The sequence below is a fragment of the Vibrio sp. JPW-9-11-11 genome (genome assembly GCF_013369335.1).
Taxonomy (GTDB): Bacteria; Pseudomonadota; Gammaproteobacteria; order Enterobacterales; family Vibrionaceae; genus Vibrio.
This window is the reverse complement of sequence record NZ_SZQJ01000004.1, coordinates 513,404-531,567: the sequence shown is the minus strand read 5'-3', so window position 1 is coordinate 531,567 and position 18,164 is coordinate 513,404. Positions and strand designations below refer to the sequence as shown.

17 protein-coding genes and 1 pseudogene are annotated in these 18,164 nt (G+C 43.6%); 6 read left to right on the top strand and 12 right to left on the bottom strand.

Translation table 11 applies throughout. From position 1 onward, the window contains the following. The first annotated feature begins 28 nt into the window (after positions 1 to 28). The 6 genes from FCU94_RS04945 (at position 29) to FCU94_RS04920 (ending at position 5,330) form a co-directional block, all read left to right on the top strand. Complete coding sequence (locus FCU94_RS04945; RefSeq protein WP_176287422.1) at positions 29 to 376, top strand: hypothetical protein; 348 nt, start codon at positions 29 to 31, stop codon at positions 374 to 376. Between the two features lie 107 nt (positions 377 to 483). After that, on the top strand, positions 484 to 2,364 hold the full coding sequence (locus tag FCU94_RS04940; RefSeq protein ID WP_176287421.1) for a BCCT family transporter: 1,881 nt from the start codon (positions 484 to 486) through the stop codon (positions 2,362 to 2,364). Between the two features lie 178 nt (positions 2,365 to 2,542). Further along, positions 2,543 to 4,120, top strand: a complete 1,578-nt coding sequence (locus FCU94_RS04935; protein ID WP_176287420.1) for an alkaline phosphatase — start codon at positions 2,543 to 2,545, stop codon at positions 4,118 to 4,120. Between the two features lie 128 nt (positions 4,121 to 4,248). After that, entirely contained in the window at positions 4,249 to 4,554 is a 306-nt protein-coding gene (locus tag FCU94_RS04930) for a ribbon-helix-helix domain-containing protein (RefSeq protein WP_176287419.1), read from the top strand. An 81-nt stretch (positions 4,555 to 4,635) separates the two neighbouring features. Beyond that, a complete protein-coding gene (locus tag FCU94_RS04925; protein WP_176287418.1) occupies positions 4,636 to 5,031 on the top strand; it encodes a VOC family protein in 396 nt (131 codons plus the stop codon). An 11-nt stretch (positions 5,032 to 5,042) separates the two neighbouring features. Next, on the top strand, positions 5,043 to 5,330 hold the full coding sequence (locus tag FCU94_RS04920) for a putative quinol monooxygenase (RefSeq protein ID WP_176287417.1): 288 nt from the start codon (positions 5,043 to 5,045) through the stop codon (positions 5,328 to 5,330). A gap of 30 nt (positions 5,331 to 5,360) precedes the next feature. On the opposite strand, the gene FCU94_RS04915 is transcribed toward FCU94_RS04920, so the two are convergent. From FCU94_RS04915 to FCU94_RS04860, 12 genes and pseudogenes are all read right to left on the bottom strand, one after another. Beyond that, complete coding sequence (locus FCU94_RS04915) at positions 5,361 to 7,028, bottom strand: mechanosensitive ion channel family protein (protein WP_176287416.1); 1,668 nt, start codon at positions 7,026 to 7,028, stop codon at positions 5,361 to 5,363. A gap of 142 nt (positions 7,029 to 7,170) precedes the next feature. After that, positions 7,171 to 7,608 (bottom strand): YcgN family cysteine cluster protein, encoded by a 438-nt coding sequence (locus FCU94_RS04910; RefSeq protein ID WP_176287415.1) that lies wholly within the window; start codon positions 7,606 to 7,608, stop codon positions 7,171 to 7,173. Between the two features lie 204 nt (positions 7,609 to 7,812). Next, positions 7,813 to 7,956: pseudogene (locus tag FCU94_RS04905) on the bottom strand (PAAR-like domain-containing protein); the annotation flags it as partial. A 52-nt stretch (positions 7,957 to 8,008) separates the two neighbouring features. Continuing rightward, the gene (locus FCU94_RS04900; RefSeq protein ID WP_176287414.1) at positions 8,009 to 8,221 is read right to left on the bottom strand and encodes a hypothetical protein; all 213 of its coding nucleotides are present in this window, start codon (positions 8,219 to 8,221) and stop codon (positions 8,009 to 8,011) included. 454 nt (positions 8,222 to 8,675) lie between these two features. Then, positions 8,676 to 9,290: an imm11 family protein gene (locus FCU94_RS04895; RefSeq protein WP_004748670.1), complete on the bottom strand. Its 615-nt coding sequence runs from the start codon at positions 9,288 to 9,290 to the stop codon at positions 8,676 to 8,678. Then, on the bottom strand, positions 9,290 to 9,898 hold the full coding sequence (locus FCU94_RS04890) for an AHH domain-containing protein (protein WP_176287413.1): 609 nt from the start codon (positions 9,896 to 9,898) through the stop codon (positions 9,290 to 9,292). The genes FCU94_RS04895 and FCU94_RS04890 overlap by 1 nt, the downstream gene beginning before the upstream one ends. Positions 9,899 to 9,908: 10 nt before the next feature. Then, positions 9,909 to 12,683 (bottom strand): DUF4150 domain-containing protein, encoded by a 2,775-nt coding sequence (locus FCU94_RS04885; protein WP_176287412.1) that lies wholly within the window; start codon positions 12,681 to 12,683, stop codon positions 9,909 to 9,911. A gap of 141 nt (positions 12,684 to 12,824) precedes the next feature. Further along, positions 12,825 to 13,625, bottom strand: coding sequence for a type IVB secretion system protein IcmH/DotU (gene icmH, locus FCU94_RS04880; RefSeq protein ID WP_176287411.1), 801 nt, complete (start codon positions 13,623 to 13,625; stop codon positions 12,825 to 12,827). Then, positions 13,622 to 14,947, bottom strand: a complete 1,326-nt coding sequence (gene tssK / locus FCU94_RS04875; RefSeq protein WP_176287410.1) for a type VI secretion system baseplate subunit TssK — start codon at positions 14,945 to 14,947, stop codon at positions 13,622 to 13,624. Before tssK ends, icmH begins: the two co-directional genes overlap by 4 nt. A gap of 11 nt (positions 14,948 to 14,958) precedes the next feature. Then, a complete protein-coding gene (tssJ, locus tag FCU94_RS04870; protein ID WP_176287409.1) occupies positions 14,959 to 15,462 on the bottom strand; it encodes a type VI secretion system lipoprotein TssJ in 504 nt (167 codons plus the stop codon). After that, the gene (locus FCU94_RS04865; protein WP_176287408.1) at positions 15,455 to 16,942 is read right to left on the bottom strand and encodes a type VI secretion system-associated FHA domain protein; all 1,488 of its coding nucleotides are present in this window, start codon (positions 16,940 to 16,942) and stop codon (positions 15,455 to 15,457) included. The genes tssJ and FCU94_RS04865 overlap by 8 nt, the downstream gene beginning before the upstream one ends. 9 nt (positions 16,943 to 16,951) lie before the next feature. Next, positions 16,952 to 17,554 carry a hypothetical protein gene (locus tag FCU94_RS04860; protein ID WP_176287407.1) on the bottom strand — a complete coding sequence of 201 codons (603 nt, stop codon included), beginning with the start codon at positions 17,552 to 17,554 and terminating at the stop codon, positions 16,952 to 16,954. Positions 17,555 to 18,164: the final 610 nt, after the last annotated feature.

Here is an 18,164-nt window from a genome sequence, read left to right as displayed (position 1 = left end):
TGTCTGAGGATGATGTAAGGAGATCATTATGACACCAGTAGGAATGGAGCCAGCTAAGCTGTCCCCTACCCAGCAGGTAAAGCCTCAAGCAGCGGCAGCAGATGCCGTCTCCAATCCGGCCCCGCTAAAAGTGGAGCAAAACAAAGTGACCCTCTCAGATGAGGGAAAAGCGCTTTTGGCCGCACTGCAAGAGATTGATAAAGAGAGTAAACTCCCCGAGAAATCCGTTGGCGATAAAGTTGAATCGTTTGCCCATGGTGCCCTCGGAATGGACCATCCAGATAAAATTAAAGAAGAGGAAGACGGTTCCTATTCTGCGGGGCAATATCTTTCCGCTGCGGCAACGGTTGGCGGTATCTTGCTGGCCTTAATCTAATCTGGGTGTGATTGACTTCTTTTTCCCTCACGACAAATTACCCTATTTGTCGTGAGCAAACACTCCAATCCATAATCAGCACTCTACATAATTATGGATCGGATGTTGTGCGCAACTCATTTTCTCTTATCGACAAACCCACTTTCTTTGGCGCTTTAGCGCTGCTGTTTTCCATAGTGATTCCACTCATCGCCTTTCCACAACAAGGCGCTGATTGGATTGCTGTCGCCAAAACGTTCATGACGGATAAGCTTGGTTTCCTATACCTTGCTTTGGGCTTAGGCGCTTTCTTTTTTATGATTTATGTTGTCTTTAGTGACATGGGGCAAATCAAGCTTGGTGAGGCGGACGAGGAGCCAGAGTTTGCCACCGCATCTTGGGCGGCGATGCTGTTTTGTGGTGGTATTGGTGCCAGTATTCTTTATTGGGGCTGTATAGAGTGGGCCTACTACTACCAAGCGCCCCCTTTCCAACTAGAACCCGGTAGTGAGGAAGCCGTACGCTGGGCGGCCACCTACGGGATTTTCCATTGGGGACCAATCGCTTGGGCTATTTATCTCATCCCTGCTCTTCCTATTGCCTATTTTTTCTATGTTCGTAAGCAACCTGTACTTAAGGTGTCCAGTGCGCTAATGCCAGTACTTGGCGAGGCTCGCACTAAGGGTCCGGTAGGAAAATTGGTTGATGTACTATTTATTTTCGGCTTGTTGGGCGGGGCGGCTACCACGCTTGGTCTTGCAGCGCCATTGATTGGGGAAGGACTCCACTTCCTATTTGGTATCCCACAAACGACGTTAAGCCAAATTGGTGTCCTACTGGTTTGTACCGCCATTTTTGCTTATTCCTCCTATGCAGGGATGGAAAAAGGCATCAAGGTACTGAGCAACATCAATTTTTGGGGCGCAATGGGACTACTCGCCTTCGTGCTGATTGCCGGTCCTACTATCTTTATGCTCGAAACGGGCCTCGACTCAATTGGCCGAATGCTGTCGAACTTTTTTGTTATGGCAACTTGGGCCGAGCCGTTTGGTGGCTATGGCACATTTGAAAACACCCATTTCCCACAAGATTGGACCATTTTCTACTGGGCTTGGTGGCTCGTGTTCGCGCCGAGTATGGGACTATTTGTCGCTCGGATTTCACGTGGCCGAACAATAAAACAAATGGTGTCCGGGTCAATTTTTTTTGGCTCTTTGGGCTGCTTGTTATTTTTTATGATTTTGGGTAACTATGGGCTATCTCTACAACTATCAGGAGAGTTGGATGTGGTCGCCATTCTCAACGCTGAGGGAGCGACCAAAGCGATTTTCTCGATGCTCAATGCTCTGCCGATGGGAACGCTAGTCATCGCCGTATTTACCGTACTATGCGTGATATTCACCGCGACAACCTTTGACTCTATCTCTTACATTCTTGCTTCCGTTGTCCAGAACAATGTCTCCGAAGAGCCGATGCGTTGGAACCGAATGTTTTGGGCGTTTACGCTCTCATTTATGCCGACGGTACTGATGTTTTTGGGCGGTTTGAGCACCTTGCAAACCGCAGCGATCGTTGGGGGATTGCCACTGCTAGTGATTTCCATCATGCTCATGATCTCAGCGGTACGGGCCACGACTCTCGACCTTCGTCATCAGCACACCTATGTTGAGCCGACCATCAATATCGAGGCGTTGCCTGATATCGATCCTTGGTCGACGGAAGGTATGGCGTTGGCGCGATTTGAACGAAGCCGTGATGCCGCCCAAGCCGCGGCCGAAGAAGAGCGTGCAGCGCTGGCCAAAGTGCATGAGGTGAAAAAACGTATGCGCGCTTTTGCTTTGGAACACGCTAGTGGCGACCATCATATTCCAGATGAACTGCAGCAGGCATTGCAACACGCCTTAGAAAAAGTGGCACAAGCGCAGCAACTTAAGCAGGAAGCATCTGAGCAAGCACAGCAAGCGCGGGGGGAGTTCAATCAAACGGTATTGGCGACTTCCGTTTCCTGACCTAGACTCTGCGCTTCCATGCCCAATCCAAAGCTCACCTTGATAGGTGAGCTTTTTCTTTATTAGCGACTAAAAAAGTGGGCGGCAGATCTTTGTTATATTTTTGCAACCTAACAGAAACATTGTTGAAATAAATCAATGTTTTAATCGCGTTGCTTTTGTAAACAAGGATAATTTAATGAAGCACTACATAAAACCCATTATTGCCGCCGTGGCAACTTCTACGCTCTCTCTTAGCGCTGTGTCAGCAGAAATCAAAAATGTTATTTTGATGATTGGTGATGGTATGGGACCACAGCAAGTTGGCCTACTCGAAACCTACGCCAATCAAGCGCCAAACTCAATCTATCAAGGTAAGCAAACCGCGCTTTACCAACTTGCAGAGCAAGGGGTAATCGGTTCATCTCTGACCCACCCAGAAGATGCCATTGTGGTCGATTCCGCCTGTTCTGCCACCATGCTCGCCACCGGTATCTACACAGGCTCGGAAGTGATTGGCATTGATTCCCAAGGCAATCACGTTGAAACCGTGTTAGAGAAGGCGAAACGCGCAGGAAAAGCGACAGGTCTGGTTTCAGACACCCGACTGACTCACGCGACTCCGGCCGCTTTTGCGGCTCACCAACCTCACCGATCGCTAGAGAACGATATTGCCTCAGATATGCTCGCAACCGGTGTAGACGTGATGCTATCTGGCGGTTTGCGTCACTGGATTCCAAAATCTACCAATGACAAAGGCGAGACCTATAAGCAACTTGAAACTCTGACGCAAGGTGATGTGTACCTTAAGTCAAAGCGTAAGGATGAGCGAAACTTACTCAACGAAGCTGAGCAAAAAGGCTATAACTTGGCCTTTAACCGCGACATGCTTAGCCAAGCCCAAGGCGATAAACTGCTTGGTCTTTTTGCTTACTCTGGCATGAATGACGGCATCGCATACAGGAACGAGAAAAATAGTCCGAAACGCACCCAGCCAAGCTTGAAAGAGATGACCGACAAAGCACTACAAGTGCTTTCTAAGGACAACGATGGCTTTTTCTTGATGGTTGAGGGCGGTCAAATCGACTGGGCTGGTCACAGCAATGATGCGGGTACCATGCTGCATGAGATGATCAAGTTTGATGAAGCGGTCCAATCGGTGTATGACTGGGCCAAAGACCGAGACGATACCATTGTCATTGTCACCGCTGACCACGAAACCGGCTCTTTTGGTTTCAGCTACTCGTCAAAAGATCTGCCTAAAGCACAAAAGCGTTCTGGTCAGGCCTTCGAGAAACGTGACTACGCACCAAACTTTAATTTCGGTGCATTCGATATCCTCGATGGGTTATACAATCAAAAACTCAGCTACTACTCGATGATTAGCCAGTTTGAAAAGCTCGACAAGTCACAACAGACCCCTGAAAAGCTTGCTGAGATTGTTAACCAAAACAGTGCTTTCCCTATCACTGCGGAACAGGCGGCGAATGTTCTGAAAAGCAAACCGAACCCATACCGCCTAGCCGGGCATAGCTACTTGTCAGTGGAAGAAGTCCCAGCGATCAATGATTTTGACGCTTTCTTTCCATACAACGACCGCGGTAACTTGTTGGCGCGCGAACAAGCCACTGGGCAAAACATCGTCTGGGGAACCGGGACTCATACTCATACTCCGGTCAATGTATTTGCTTGGGGACCTGCTGAGAAAGTGGTGCCAGTTTCAAAAATCATGCACCACTCAGAACTTGGTGAGTTTATTAAATCTCAAGTGAAATAGCCTGAATAGATTTCACTTGGCTTAATCCAACGCCCCACAAGGGGCGTTTTTTTGTTTGCGGCGCCAGTGATTGACTCTCAGCGAGGGAGAGATAAGAATAGACCGAGCAATAGTTAAGGCCTTCGAACATGTGTGAAATATTCTCCCAACAACCTCAAGAAAACTACCAAACGGTCGCTCGCTCTATTCGTATCGATGGCCACGCCACCAGCATCAAACTCGAGGCCAGCTTTTGGCAAATTCTCGAAGAGATCGCTGCAAAACAAGGCATGTCACTCCCTCGTTTCATTAGCTCTATTCACAACGAAGCCTTGCAGCACAATGGTGAGATTAGCAACTTCACTTCGCTGCTTCGCTGCGCGTGCCTCATTTACCTGCGTCAACCAAACAATGTGATGGAAGAAGTAAAACAAAAACTGCATGAGTTCGCGTAAAAATGGCCGTGTCGTACTCTAGTACTACCTAATCTGTTTTCGATGCCCGTATCCTACCCAAATCAGAAGTAAGAGGCAGTTATGACAAAACTCATTCACTCCATGGTCAGGGTCAGTGACCTTGCCCGCTCAATCGCTTTTTATCGCCAAGCCTTAGAGCTTGAAGTCAAAGACCAGTTTATGTTTGATGGCTTTAGCTTAACCTACTTGGCAAATGCGGAAACCGGCTTTGAGCTGGAACTGACACACAACCACAGCCAAGAAGATCCTTACAGTCATGGCTCTGGATATGGGCATTTGGCGGTAAGTGTCGAAGACATTGAGCAAGCACACAAACGCATTAAAGATCTAGAAATTGATGCATCGGATGTCAAAGTACTCGATCACAATGGTGCGCACCTTGCGACCTTCTTTTTCATCACCGACCCAGACGGCTACAAAATCGAGTTTTTGCAGCGCCAAGGACGTTATCTTTAAAGCGTATGACTATGATCCATTTAACCGCGACTTTTGACGCCAAAGATGGCGCCGAACAAGAGCTACAGACGCTATTAACAGCGTTAATCGAACCCACTCGCAATGAGCCAGGCTGTGTGTCTTACCGCCTGTTTAAAGATGCAAACGTAGCGGGCCGTTTTGTTTTTCAAGAGCAATTTGCCAACCAAGAAGCTTTCGACTTTCATAGTCAGCAACCCTATTTGCAAAACTTACTAGGTCAGCTTGATCGCATCTTGAAAGATGAACCCGTCATTGCTTTCTTCGAAGAAATTGGATGACAAAGAGCGCCTAAGTGGCGCTCTTTTTGTTTATTGCTCTTTCACCATATGTAAATGCACATCTTGCTGTGGGAACGGAATGGAAATTCCTTCTTGGTCAAAGCGCAATTTCACTTCTTTAGTCACATCCCAATATACATCCCAATAGTCGTCCGTTTTGACCCAAGGACGAACAATAAAGTCGACAGAAGACGTATTGAGAGTGTGAACTTTGATCATCGGCTCGGGAGTACGAAGGACACTCGGGTGCGAGACAACAATATCGGTTAGGACTTGCTCGGCTTTAAGCACATCATCGGAATAGCCAATGCCAAACACCATATCGACGCGTCTAACACGTTCATGAGTCACATTTTTTATCACGTCGCCCCAAATTTTGCTGTTGGGGATAATGATAATTTGATTGTCAAACGTTTTGATCGTGGTGTTCACCAAGCTCATATGACTCACTTTGCCATCAACACCGCCCGCAAACACAAAGTCACCGACATCAAATGGCCGGTAAATCAGCAGCATCATCCCTGCCGCAAAGTTAGATAGGGTATCTTGCAAAGCAAAACCGATGATCACACCCGCAATACCGAAACCGGTCAATACAGGCGCGAGATTTAGCCCAATTTGCGACAGCGCAACCAAAATTCCGAGCACCCACACAAACCTGCCTGACATGCCGATAAAGAAATCTTGCATCAGTTGGGACAAATTGAGGTTCTTTGTCACTACCGCTCTAGAGATAATTTTGCGCACCAGTTTGGCGACCAAACTGGTTGCCAACAGAATCAAAGCAAAGACGAACAACTGAAATAAATGCTGCGGGGCGTTGTTGGCAATCCAATCCCACAATCCGTCTGACCATGTGGTGAGGATAGACAATATCACCTGCCCATTAAGTAAATCTTGGGTGATACTCCCTGTCACTTCGAACTGGAGACGTTTGTATTCTGCGCTGTCGATATTGAGATTATCGGCAAGATTGATCAGCGTTGACAAGCTCTCTACCGCAATGCCCATACGCTGTTTAATGACCAATTGGTTAAGCTGCAGAGATGCTTTCTCTGACTCAGGGCTGACCGATAACTGCTTGCCGACGGAGTTTATTTGTTGACTAAAATACTCGACAGACGCCGAAATAACTCTGAGGCGTTTTTCCACGACATCGCGCAGTTGTTGCTCCGCAATGGTTTCATCTAAGCCAAGCTGCTGTAGCCATTGAATATTTTGCCATCTCGAGGTGATCACTTCATCAAAGTAGTGCTGCAGTTCTTGGTAGTCCGTAAGCAGCGACAAACGGTCTTCATTCTTCGCTTCATCAATTTTGAGGTTGAGCGCTTTGATCTTACTTTCTAGGTAAACAGTGGCGTTACTGGTGTATGTCTGTTGCATTTCGACATGAGCAATCAGCGTCGCTTTATCCATGCTTTGATTACGAATCGCATTGTTGAGCTGCGCGCGTAACTCTTCATTCTTTTGAAATAGCTTAAGCTGCAATGCGTCTTTTTCATCCCCGCTGGCACTATTTAGCGAATCAGTGAGATCTTTCAACTCACTATTGAGTGTCTGCAGAGCCAACGCATCTTTAGAAGGAGAAGGTGGACTAAGCTCCTCGTTGGCGTGCGTCGTCACACTCATGAGCAACGCGACAAAGAATAAAGCAACAACGTAAAAAGATGAGAAGGTAAAGCGGCTGAGCTGATTCATATTTACCTCTTAAGACTCCAGCAAGTCTTTGTTTCAAAAGTTATTGCCCTTTAGTGTACACCACAACTCAGGCAAGTTTGCAGTTTGATTGTTAACTCAAGGTAAATAGAAAAACAGCCGCAAAAAGCGGCTGCAGTCGAGATTACGCACGGTGAGGGTGATTCAAAATGTGGTCCTCCCAATCCACCACATCGATTTCGTACACCACCTTGTTGCGAACACTCTCACCGGCGGCATGCATGGCGGACTTTGAGCCCGTAATCAACGGGTGCCATTCTGGTAGAGGTTGCTTTTCAGCCAGCAGGCGGTATGCGCACGTATGCGGAAGCCAAGTAAAATCGTCGATGTCTTCACGGGTTAACTTGGTGCACTCTTCACCAGAAGTGAAACGGTTTGGGTAGTCTTTACACGCGCATGTTTTGCTGTTTAGCCAACTACACGCAACGTTGGTGTAGTAAACCTCATCGGTATCCTCATCCATCAATTTGTGCAGGCAACACTTACCGCAGCCGTCACACAGAGACTCCCACTCTTGTTCAGTCATCTCTTCTAGTGATTTTTGTTGCCAAAAGTGTGTCATGTACGTTAACCCCAACTACTCGAACTTACGATGGAAAAAGCAAAGGCGAATTTATATCGATCCTGACACCAAAGTGCAAGTGATTCTGTTGGGGGGGAGTAATATCAAGTGCTCTTGTTATATGCACATCTTCTAACTTAGATAAATCTATCCGGCTTTGTTGCCTAATTCAGTGTAGTGGCCAAATTCACTATGCCACTACAGGGCGCCACCTAAACACATGGTGTTGACTTTGTTCATAGTCATTTGTTCGGAAAGGCGACACACGCCCTTACCTTCAAATTTAACGGTCGGTGAAGCGGAGATAAATTCGGCTTCTGCTTCTATCGTTCCTGAAGATACGCTTTTTGTCTTCTAAAACTATTAAATCTGATAAAGAAAAAGCGCCTTTCGGCGCCTTTTATACATCTCTTACCCATACATCCTTGACGGATTTTTTGAGCAGTTCAATTACGCTTTCGTGTATAAACACCAAGCCATAGTCTTCTTCTAGTTTAAATATTAAACGCTCTTCAAGATGCACATGCTCTTGCTTAGAGAAATCAACACGAACACCTAACCATTTCAAACCTTGCTGGAGCAACGACTGTACAATACCGATTACTGCATACATCGGAAATCGTTTTTCAAACTACTATCATTGTACCAATAAAACCCCGATTCTCAAAGTGAACGAGTTTTCATCAAAACTCGTTCGAGTAAAATGATAAGATTTCTTCCTCTACTATCACGATATAGATTAAGAATCTACAGACTGGGATCCTTTTCCCAATCAGACACTTTGAAAAGATCGTATTTCATTATGCGAGACACATATTCAGATGTTAAAATATCTCATATCAAGTTCAATGAAATTATCCATTAAATTCAACATAGATATACTCACTATTAATTCGATGAGAGTTTCTACACTACGTATAGAACATAGATTTAATAAGTACCTAAAGCATGCTCAGGGTACTTAATTTTACGGTAGTAAAACATTGTACAAATAGCAAACAGCTTGCGGTTTAATTTAATAAACTTGGATTCATCAACCGATTTCTTTATGGAAAAAACAAATTAGTTTATTGAAACTCATCACCGAATTCATATTCACTGACTTTATAAAACTTCACACCTTGAACTGATAGCTTCCTAAATATGCTTACAATTTTCTCATGAACAAAAACAGGTTCAGTGCTTGTATTCGACATTTTAAATATTAGTCTTTCTTCTTCTGGAATTGATGAAAGCAATTCAAAATCAAGTGAATACTTTAATACCGAACCACTCATTGATAGACCATCAACACTCTCGGGAATAGTTTTAACATCAGATTTATTTTCATCTAAAGCATCAAGCATGTCATAGGTATTAAGAACCCAAAAATCATCTCTTACTCCTTGGTCTTCTCCGACAATAATTGCAGGAAAGAATTGAGATCCATATAGGCCAAAGTCTATTTTTTCTTTAAGCTCTGTATTCACAAGAAATGAAGGACCATCGTAAAGAAAAATATAAGAAGATTTAAAATCTCCTACATCACTGATTTCTGCGTGAAACTTTAAAGGCTTAGTTCCTAGTACTAACTCATCATAATCGTAGTCAAAGTTTGATGAAGACTCGGATGGATATGCTGCATTATCTTCGAAGGAGTAGTCCTGTTCAATAATATAGTATTCATCATTATAATTTTTCATTACCTACCTCTCTTAAGTGTATAGCCTGTTGACGGAAATGAATTGTACTCTGAATGAACGCGATCGCAAGTACACGGGATATTCAGTTTGATTTTCTTCGCTAAACTACCAACTTCTTTTTCATCCAAACACCCAACCGCACCTGATTTAAAAGCTTTAAAAACCCTCGTCAATGGTAATCTAAAGTCAGATATATCATCTAATATAACTTGACTATGCAGATTTAAATACGCTTGTACTTTTTGTATATCATTAGTTTTACATTTTGTTTTTATTTCTCTGACAGCTGGCTTTAGCATTTTTTTCACATAAGTGTGATAAGACATTGGGTGCACCTTATCACTGTCGTTATCCTCTATAGGAGTAGTATGATTACCTCTGTGAAGCTGCACTTTCAAATGGCATGCACCATCTAATGTTGATGGCAATGCAACCAAATTACCCGCTAAATTTATATCATAACCATATGCTTCTAGAATGCTTTTCTTTCCAGATTTAGTCACACCATTTTTTGAGACTAGGTGGTGAACTTGCATCTTAAACCCGTGATTTATTGGATGCGACAAATCATTTTTTATGCGATTCAGAATATTTTTTCTATATCCCATCTTTAAAACCCTAAATATAATCTAACTCACCGCGTTTATAACGAGGCGTTTTATGTTGGTTGGAATGACAGAGCCTACAGCTTGCGTCTCGTTTGACCGCTTTCTTTTTCGCAGTCATGGTTGTAACAGCCTTGCCTTTAAATTTCCCAAGTGGGCGTTTGACTAGTTTTTCCGCTAGCTCCTGATAATCAGACAGAACATCAATCAAGCTTTCCACTGCCTTAATAAATGAATCCAAAGCTTTAGCCGCATTTCTTATTCCCTTGACCTTCTTAGCACCTCCCGCAAAACGTGCTACTAGCGTCGCAATACGAGCCGCTGCTCCTGTGCCTAACGTACAAATAGCCAGCACAACGGTGAGAATCAGTTCAAGGATCAAATATGTACCCGCTTTACCGCCGTAGTAGAAATAGAAGTTAGGTGGAATAGCCTCAAGCATTAAAGACAGATAAGTCACATAAGTCAGAATCGTATCGTGGTCTTCTATGATTGCCATTGCGTTAGGGAACTGTTCGTGGCCCTTTATTTCCTGTGCCCAATCAGGGTCAAGCTCCATCAACACTGTGTCAACAAAGGTTTCAACCGCATCGATATCACCATTAGAGATTTTCTGTGGCAATTCTAGAATCGTCTGCCGATGCTTAGCAATACACTCTAGCTTTCGCACAACATCTTGACTTTCCACGTACAGCTTACTTACATCTTCAATTGCTTCATCGACAGATTCAAAAACACTGTCTTGGAATGAATCAAACTCTCTTCCTAATGTTTCCAATACCCAAGTTGGATTTTTCAGTTGCCCCTTCTCGTTAAGCATTGCCTTGGTGATCGAGTTGAACTTATCGACTGAATAAATCGCCAATTTATCTACAGCAGAAGAAGATAAATCTGAGATAGTGTCCGCAGCGTCTCCCCAAAAACTAGGAGACAACATATCAACAATACCAGCACCCCAAGCTTGAGCACCGTCAATCACACCATCGCCTAAAGTCCAGTAACCCTCTTCATCCCATTGTTGTTGGAACCCTTTCATGTCCTCAATAAGTGCGTTGTATGTACCATCAAGTGTGGCCTCAACGCTGTCTTGGATATTGACGATTTGCTCCTCAATACCTGGTTCGCCAACGAACTCTACGGTTACCATATCTGTGTTAGGTTTTAATGTGTCAAATACCGCTACACCACCCTCAACTTGATTTGTTTCGACAGCCAAGTCTATGGTTTCAGATTCTGTGCTATTCAAGGGTAGAGCATTGAGTGATGCGTTCTCTTCATGCACCACTGAGTTAGCAGTTATTTTGAGGTTTTGAGCATATATAGGTGTCTGCCAACGATCGGAGTATATTGCACGGACTTTGACCCATTTCTGCTCCTCTAAATCTATTTTCTGTATCGCATTAACCACAACTTCAATAGTCCCTGCTTCCGCAGAGTAAACATGATTAGGCGCTTGAATGACCGAGACACCCGATACATCACTCATGAGTTGGTTCGCTTTCTTCTCCATACGCTTGAAAGCTTGACTGAGATTATCGGGCAGTTTTTTAGCATAAGTATCAATGGTACTTACATGCTTTTTATAGATGTCAGAAGACAAGTAAACGTAATTCAACCGACTAGCTTCAGATCTTAGAGACTCAATACGCCCTTTTATCTTGCTTAACAACCCTTCAATCTCTGAATTGAGGCTTTTCTTAGCTTTGTCCCAAGGATAATTATTGATGAAAGTCTGAGGATTACCTTTACCTCGAGCGCGCATGTAAGCCAGCATACGGTCTGCTGTTTCATGCTTGGGTAAACGAAATAAGACGGACAGTATTTCCCCTTCTTCCATCACTATTGGTAAGCCATTCACCAGTACACTGTCAAAGCTGGCATCAGAGAGGCTATCAATCCCCGCGATTAGAGACTCTGCCAATACGCTGAACTGAAACTCAGGGTGCCTAAATTCAAAATGAGCTTTCGTTTCCTCTTTCACAATATCAGCGAAATATCGGTCAGCAGTGAGACTGGAGCCCATGGTCCCCCAACCTTCTACTGGAGGGGCGATGCGGTTTGGGTGCCAGAAAGTTTGCTGCCCCTGAGCAGACCTATCAAAAAAGTCATAGTCATTGTAATCTGGCAGATAGTGAGGGTTAGTGATGCGAACAGGTGTCGTGATAAAATCATCCGTACTTTCTTTGGCAAGAATTTTGATTTGACCAGGTTTTAAGCCTGACGCAATACTTTTACCAGAATCATCAATATGACCGGAAGAAAGCACACCGCCGGAGACGTCGGTAATGTCAAAGTCTGCGTTCTTAAGAAGCACACCATCTGGATAACGACATTCAATATCAACCGTATAAGTCCCTTCCGCTTCTTCCGTCACAGTCACTGATGGGTTCTGGGCGCCACCTAAACACATGGTGTTGGCTTTGTTCATAGTCATTTGATCGGAAAGACGACACACGCCCTTACCTTCAAACTTTACGGTCGGCGAAGCGGAGATAAATTCGGCTTCTGCTTCTATTGTTCCTGAAGATACGCCTTTTTTATCGCCGCCAGCATCACCCGTACTGGCACTGAACTTACTACCTTTGATTGCTATGCTGTTGCCGCCATCCATCGATACTGTTGTAGTGCCATCGGCTAAATCGGCAGACTTAGCATTATTACCATACGGTATAGGCACTACCGAGTTACCGACTGTTGTTAGACATACATCGGGAAGCGTGGCATTCGCTTCACCACCTGATCCTTTATGAACCACACTGAGTCCATTTGCACAAACTGTTACGCCCATAACCAATCCATATGAATATGTAATGAGTGAATAATAAAAGAGATCGCATATTGCAATCTCTCTAAATACTTAGTGATTTCCACGGAACTTACCTAAAAAATCACGCTAACTTAAAAATCTGACAGAAGATCTCACTTTGAGTTACATACTCTGCTGATACACTTCTAATAATTTCTGGAATTTCATGTCGATAACAATGTAGGTTGCTGCGTACATAACGGCGAAGGTAAACGCACTAAAACCCAAAATTAGCTTAGGAGAAATCACCTTCTTAAGCGGTTTTTTCAAATACTTGGCTTTTAGGTTAACCAGTGTGACTTTTTCCTGTTCCGCTAAGCGGTCATCACGCACGAGGCGATAGATAGTATTGCCTATCTCTGTCAGTTTCTCATTTCCGCGCTCTTCTCGGCCATATTTGCCTTGGAAGCCAAGTTGCAGTAGAAGGTAAAGGAACTCTATGACATGGCGATACTTCCGCGGGTCTGCTTTCAATCTTTCAAGAATGACGAAGAACTTGTCGCCTCCTGATGTCTCATTGTGAAACTCAGACAAAAGACTATTCTGACTCCAATGGCTATTCGCCCCCCATTCCTGTCGACATACCGACTCATCAATAGCCGCGCATAAACAGTAGCGAATAACCAATACTGAAGCTCGGTCAAGCTCCATCTCGTTGAGTTTACGCTCACCCTTGCGGATCTCACGCGCGACTTCTTCGCGAAAAGGCATAGGATCATCTAACCATGGGATAGATGACATACAAGACAAGGTAGCAATTAGCCAAGAGAACTGATCGACTAGGGGGTTGATTCCCATCGTCTCAATCGTTAAGTTTTGCACAGCTATATTGCGCGATAAATCTGGAGGTGGCATCACCTCCAACGGCTTACCGGGCTCTGGCTGGAACAGAACTACCGTTACATCGGTTTCAGCATAACTCATAGACGAACGGCCCATAGTTGCAACGATAAGTTAGCAAAATCACCAGCGACATGAACTGCAATTGCTGCGGTGTTTTTCAATGCAGCCCACTCCTCTCCACTCTTATCAAGTTCAAAATAGGTGTAACCTGCGTGGTAAGGCAGAGACCTTGGCACTACAGGCATAGGTTTAATTCGAATGCCTGGTAGCTGAAGATTTATGAGATCTCGGATGTTATCGATTGAGCCAATCTTGGTCTGGCTAACGAACTGGGTATGCAACACATCTAGCGTGACATCCGCTTTCACCGCAAGAATGAATGTTGTCGTTTCAATAATCTTGCTATCTGGGAGAGCCGCCGTCCTAATACCATAGTTTTGATCTTTGAGCGTAAGTGGAATAGCACGCTGTTCTGACATGACACTTAAGGTTGTTTTTGCGCTTTCTAATGTGCGCGAAAGACAACTAGTCAAGTCACCATGATTGTATTTGGTAAATTCTATCGGCCTGCGTGACGCGGAACACAACGTAGAAAGCTCACCTTCTGCTTGAAGCAATGTACGATACAGAGATTCCGGGTGAATTCCCTCACTACTTTCAAAATGCCAAAAAAGCGGTTCATACCGATTAAGTGCCTGCAAGAGCATAAAATCTGACACGGATGAAACGCCTTGTTGATCGACCACCCCAAGCCTTTCTACTATCGACTCAGCTCTGTGTTTCAGCATAGAAGCAAACTCAGTCGAAAACTTACTTAATACCGTAGAGGCATGTATGTCGATGCAGGTTGGAATAAAGCTATCATCTAAAATCACGCTTCCATCTGGCTTAACTTCCGAAATTTTTAAAATAGGGATAGAGGTATAGGCACTTTTATCTTCATGGTCGTACATCAAACAAAAATTAAGTTTTCCTATTGCAATACTTGAGATGTCGTCAGAGTCATAACAAGAGTCAACTGCTTCCTGAGACTCAATAGTGTAACGAGCATCATCCTTTTGTTTACCAAAAAGCTCAGCTCTCTCCGAGGGCAGTGGACAACACAAATAAACAACTTTATCTGCTATGGATGGATCTACTTCTTTTACTTCAGGTAGCTCAGCAAGCAAGGGCAGATCAAAAGGAGTACGATCTTGCAGAATACCCTCTGCACACGTTATTCCAATTTTACCCAGCGCTAATAGTTGTGTATTGATTTCTAGTCGTTTAATCCCCCAGTGAAGTGGCGATGAAACGGAGCTTAGCATACTAGACAGTTTACTTTGCGAACGGTCAAGCTGCTGAAAATGCTGCGGCTTCATGAACATTCCATCTTGCCAAACAACTGGATTGTATAAAGACATGGTTCTATCCCTTAAAAGTAAACTTGTTCAATGCCGCGAGTATTGTTTGATGTTAACTCACTGCCTTCGATGTTGAGGTTCAAAAAGTATTCGCTCTTCTCTTCAATGATTTCTACCTGCCGCCATGAAGATCCGTCGATATCGCGGAACGCCACCGAAAAACCGACTGCTCTTGTTTCTGGTGCTAAGATTAGCAGCTCGTGAATCTTATCCCCCGGCTGAATTTGATATTCGTAACGTTTGATGTATTCATCACCTAACGACGCTTTATCATTTTCAAACAGAGCAAAGAAGTCTAGGCTGCGGAAAAGTACCGGGGATGTGAGTTCATGAATGCGTAGAATAACGGGGGATGACTGCCCGCCTTTGCGAACATTCAATATAGATGAAGCCTCGATAACTAGTTCAATGGATGATGTTTCGGGAGTAATACCGGAAGACTCTTTAAACTGGTCCCACATTGCACACCCTGACAGTAGTAGAGCAAAACCAAATAATACGATAATTCTACGCATGGTTTCCCTTTAAAGCTTTGTTGTAGTTTTTCTTAATCAGCCCGTTCAATGAACCTTCGTTGAACTGACGACGATTGCTGGCGTAAAAATCCAGATACTCTGTCCAAAGCCTAGATTTAGTTTTAAACAAAGATCCTTTGGTACGCTCATTCGCAAAAGCTTCAGGATCGTTTGTTCTTGATTGCTCTACCAGTAGGCCATTTAAGGCGCGGTTAAACATAACTTGATGATCGTTTAGCTCATCAAGCATTTGCTCAATCAGCTCATTAGGTGAAAGCAAGTTCTGACTGTCCAAGGTGAGCATCAGTTCTGCTAAGTTAGCAGCAGGCTCATTTGCGCTCGGTTCATCTTTTAAAGCTTCAACTTCACGTAAGTCTTTCTGTAAGTTATCCATACATAAACGCAGACACGTTCCCATCTGCCTGAAAAGCGATGTATCGTTTCTGATTAATTCTGAATTATTAATACCAAGACCTTCGAAAAATGCTTGGCTGATATCGTCAAATTGAGCGAGGCTCTTACTTTCTGCAGGTTCACTAGTGAATAACCCCACTTTAGGATCACTTTGCGACTGTTCTGGTTGGTCAGCTTGATGAGATGAAGGTGTAAATGGCTGTGTAACCTCTTCCCACTTTTGCCCAACTGCTTCAGGAGCCTGAGTGGAGGTGAGCGTTTGTTTAACTTTCGGCTGTGCAACCGTTTCAGGCTGCATAGTATAAGCACTTTTCGGTACGCTTTTGGGACTTTGTGATTTTCCAGTAGAAAGATTAACCGTACTCTCTGATTCACTAGCACTCGATTGACTCGTACTATCACCGCCAAACCAGTCCTCAGGTATTAAACTTGGCAAATCAAATTCCGAGTGAATACTAAAGCTGTCATCTGTCATCTGACGTGTGCTTTCAATTGAAAAAGACTTAGCTTGTTCTGGCCCATCCACGTCCTTGATCAGATAATCGTCATCTTTCTGCATAGAAAAATTAAGGTGTGCGACTGGATCGTGGCTGTCAACTTCTTGCTGTTTTGTTTCCATAAACAGATCTTCTAGCACACCGCTCTGGTCTACTTCCTCGACCATTGCTTCGCCTAAGTTGATAAGTGGATCATTCGACACCCTTTCAGGCGCAATGTCAGCCGCTATATCTTGACTAGTGGTTACAAGTTCGAGTGAAACGCCGATCTCATATTGTCCGAGTGAAATAACGTCGCCATCACATATAGACACTGGCTGATTTTTAAGTATTTTATGGCCATTGATCATAGTCCCATTAGTACTTACATCACTAATGTAGTGAGTATCACCATAAATACTCACCAGGCAGTGAGTACTGGATATGAATCGGTTATGGTCTGCAAGAGATACAGTACAACCCGCAGCCCTACCTATCGAACCGCCACTTTCAGGCATTTCAATGTGCTTGGCGCCAGTGTACTCTTCTGGGCATTTAGAAATGAATAGAACAAGCTGATTTAAGCGCATTGCTAACCTTTAAAATAGCAGTGAGACAGAAAGTTCAATGCCGCCGATTCCTTCGTTAACTACAGGAATGATATAGGAAGCTTGGGGAATGATTTGAATATGTGCGTCAGGGTTACTACCTAGCTTGATTACCGTTCCAATTGTCGCAACTGCTCCCACCTCAAACTGTTCGATATCTTCTAGTTGCGAACCATATCTGAAGCCCTCGTCATCTACTTTCCAACGGTTTGAGTACTGTGAGTAGCCAAGCGACAGACCAGCACCAAGATATGGAGTAAAGACAGACCATGAGTCGAGTGCGTATTGAGGCACAACGCGTAACTCGAAGTTGGTTGCTTCTTGATAAACGCCATTTGCTGGAGCTATAACATCTTCAGTCAAATAGTTTAGGCCAAGCCACCATCGCCAGCGATTGTTATTCAAATCAATTGGACGTGTATGCACTATGCCATAGCGTAGCGTATCTTGCTCTCCACTCGAACCTTGATCATATTTGACGCTATCGATGGTTAGCATGTTTACCGATGCACCGTATCGTTCACCTTTTGCCAAGGCAAAGGTTGAGAATAGGCATAAAGCTGAAATTAGCCCGAATTGACTTGGTTTTAGCATTTCGTCCCTCTAGGAAAAAACCGACGATTAAAAGTTGAGGCGAAAGATATCAATAATCTTCTCTTTTTCAATAAGGTAAAAATTACCCCCATCAAATAAGGCATTTCGACTATAAATAAAAGCAATTTAACTATTATAAGTGGCATATAGTCGGATTGAGTCAAAGAACGTTAAATAGCCTAAACAGGCTAATTATTAATCACACCATCATGAAATCAGAGAGGGAGGTTATGTCATAATATGAATAAAATTCTGAAAATAGAATGATAATTTAAAGAGTTTCTAATTTAGCAACACATAAATATAAAAGCCGTTACTTTGGTTCCAAAAATACACCATACCATAAAATAAAGTAATGATTTAAACGCTATTATACGTATAAAAAATCATCAAAATATGCGACCAGTGACGCTTTGATTACTGTCAAAAAACTCAACAATACAACAAAACTTGGAAGCAATGTCTCATTAAGTTAATTTATGCGTTTTTTGTTACTAGTTATTGTTCAATTTCTTTCTTTTGACTATAAAATCCCCAAAAAAAGATTAATCAGTCTTAATAATAATATTATGTATCACACAGCACAGTGTGAACGGTTATTGAACAGTTG

Coding starts and splice junctions, on each gene's coding strand:
- FCU94_RS04945 (WP_176287422.1), top strand. CDS start 29: ATGACACCAGTAGGAATGGAGCCAGCTAAGCTGTCCCCTACCCAGCAG.
- FCU94_RS04935 (WP_176287420.1), top strand. CDS start 2,543: ATGAAGCACTACATAAAACCCATTATTGCCGCCGTGGCAACTTCTACG.
- FCU94_RS04930 (WP_176287419.1), top strand. CDS start 4,249: ATGTGTGAAATATTCTCCCAACAACCTCAAGAAAACTACCAAACGGTC.
- FCU94_RS04925 (WP_176287418.1), top strand. CDS start 4,636: ATGACAAAACTCATTCACTCCATGGTCAGGGTCAGTGACCTTGCCCGC.
- FCU94_RS04920 (WP_176287417.1), top strand. CDS start 5,043: ATGATCCATTTAACCGCGACTTTTGACGCCAAAGATGGCGCCGAACAA.
- FCU94_RS04915 (WP_176287416.1), bottom strand. CDS start 7,028: ATGAATCAGCTCAGCCGCTTTACCTTCTCATCTTTTTACGTTGTTGCT.
- FCU94_RS04910 (WP_176287415.1), bottom strand. CDS start 7,608: ATGACACACTTTTGGCAACAAAAATCACTAGAAGAGATGACTGAACAA.
- FCU94_RS04900 (WP_176287414.1), bottom strand. CDS start 8,221: ATGTATGCAGTAATCGGTATTGTACAGTCGTTGCTCCAGCAAGGTTTG.
- FCU94_RS04895 (WP_004748670.1), bottom strand. CDS start 9,290: ATGAAAAATTATAATGATGAATACTATATTATTGAACAGGACTACTCC.
- FCU94_RS04890 (WP_176287413.1), bottom strand. CDS start 9,898: ATGGGATATAGAAAAAATATTCTGAATCGCATAAAAAATGATTTGTCG.
- FCU94_RS04885 (WP_176287412.1), bottom strand. CDS start 12,683: ATGGGCGTAACAGTTTGTGCAAATGGACTCAGTGTGGTTCATAAAGGA.
- icmH (WP_176287411.1), bottom strand. CDS start 13,625: ATGAGTTATGCTGAAACCGATGTAACGGTAGTTCTGTTCCAGCCAGAG.
- tssK (WP_176287410.1), bottom strand. CDS start 14,947: ATGTCTTTATACAATCCAGTTGTTTGGCAAGATGGAATGTTCATGAAG.
- tssJ (WP_176287409.1), bottom strand. CDS start 15,462: ATGCGTAGAATTATCGTATTATTTGGTTTTGCTCTACTACTGTCAGGG.
- FCU94_RS04865 (WP_176287408.1), bottom strand. CDS start 16,942: ATGCGCTTAAATCAGCTTGTTCTATTCATTTCTAAATGCCCAGAAGAG.
- FCU94_RS04860 (WP_176287407.1), bottom strand. CDS start 17,554: ATGCTAAAACCAAGTCAATTCGGGCTAATTTCAGCTTTATGCCTATTC.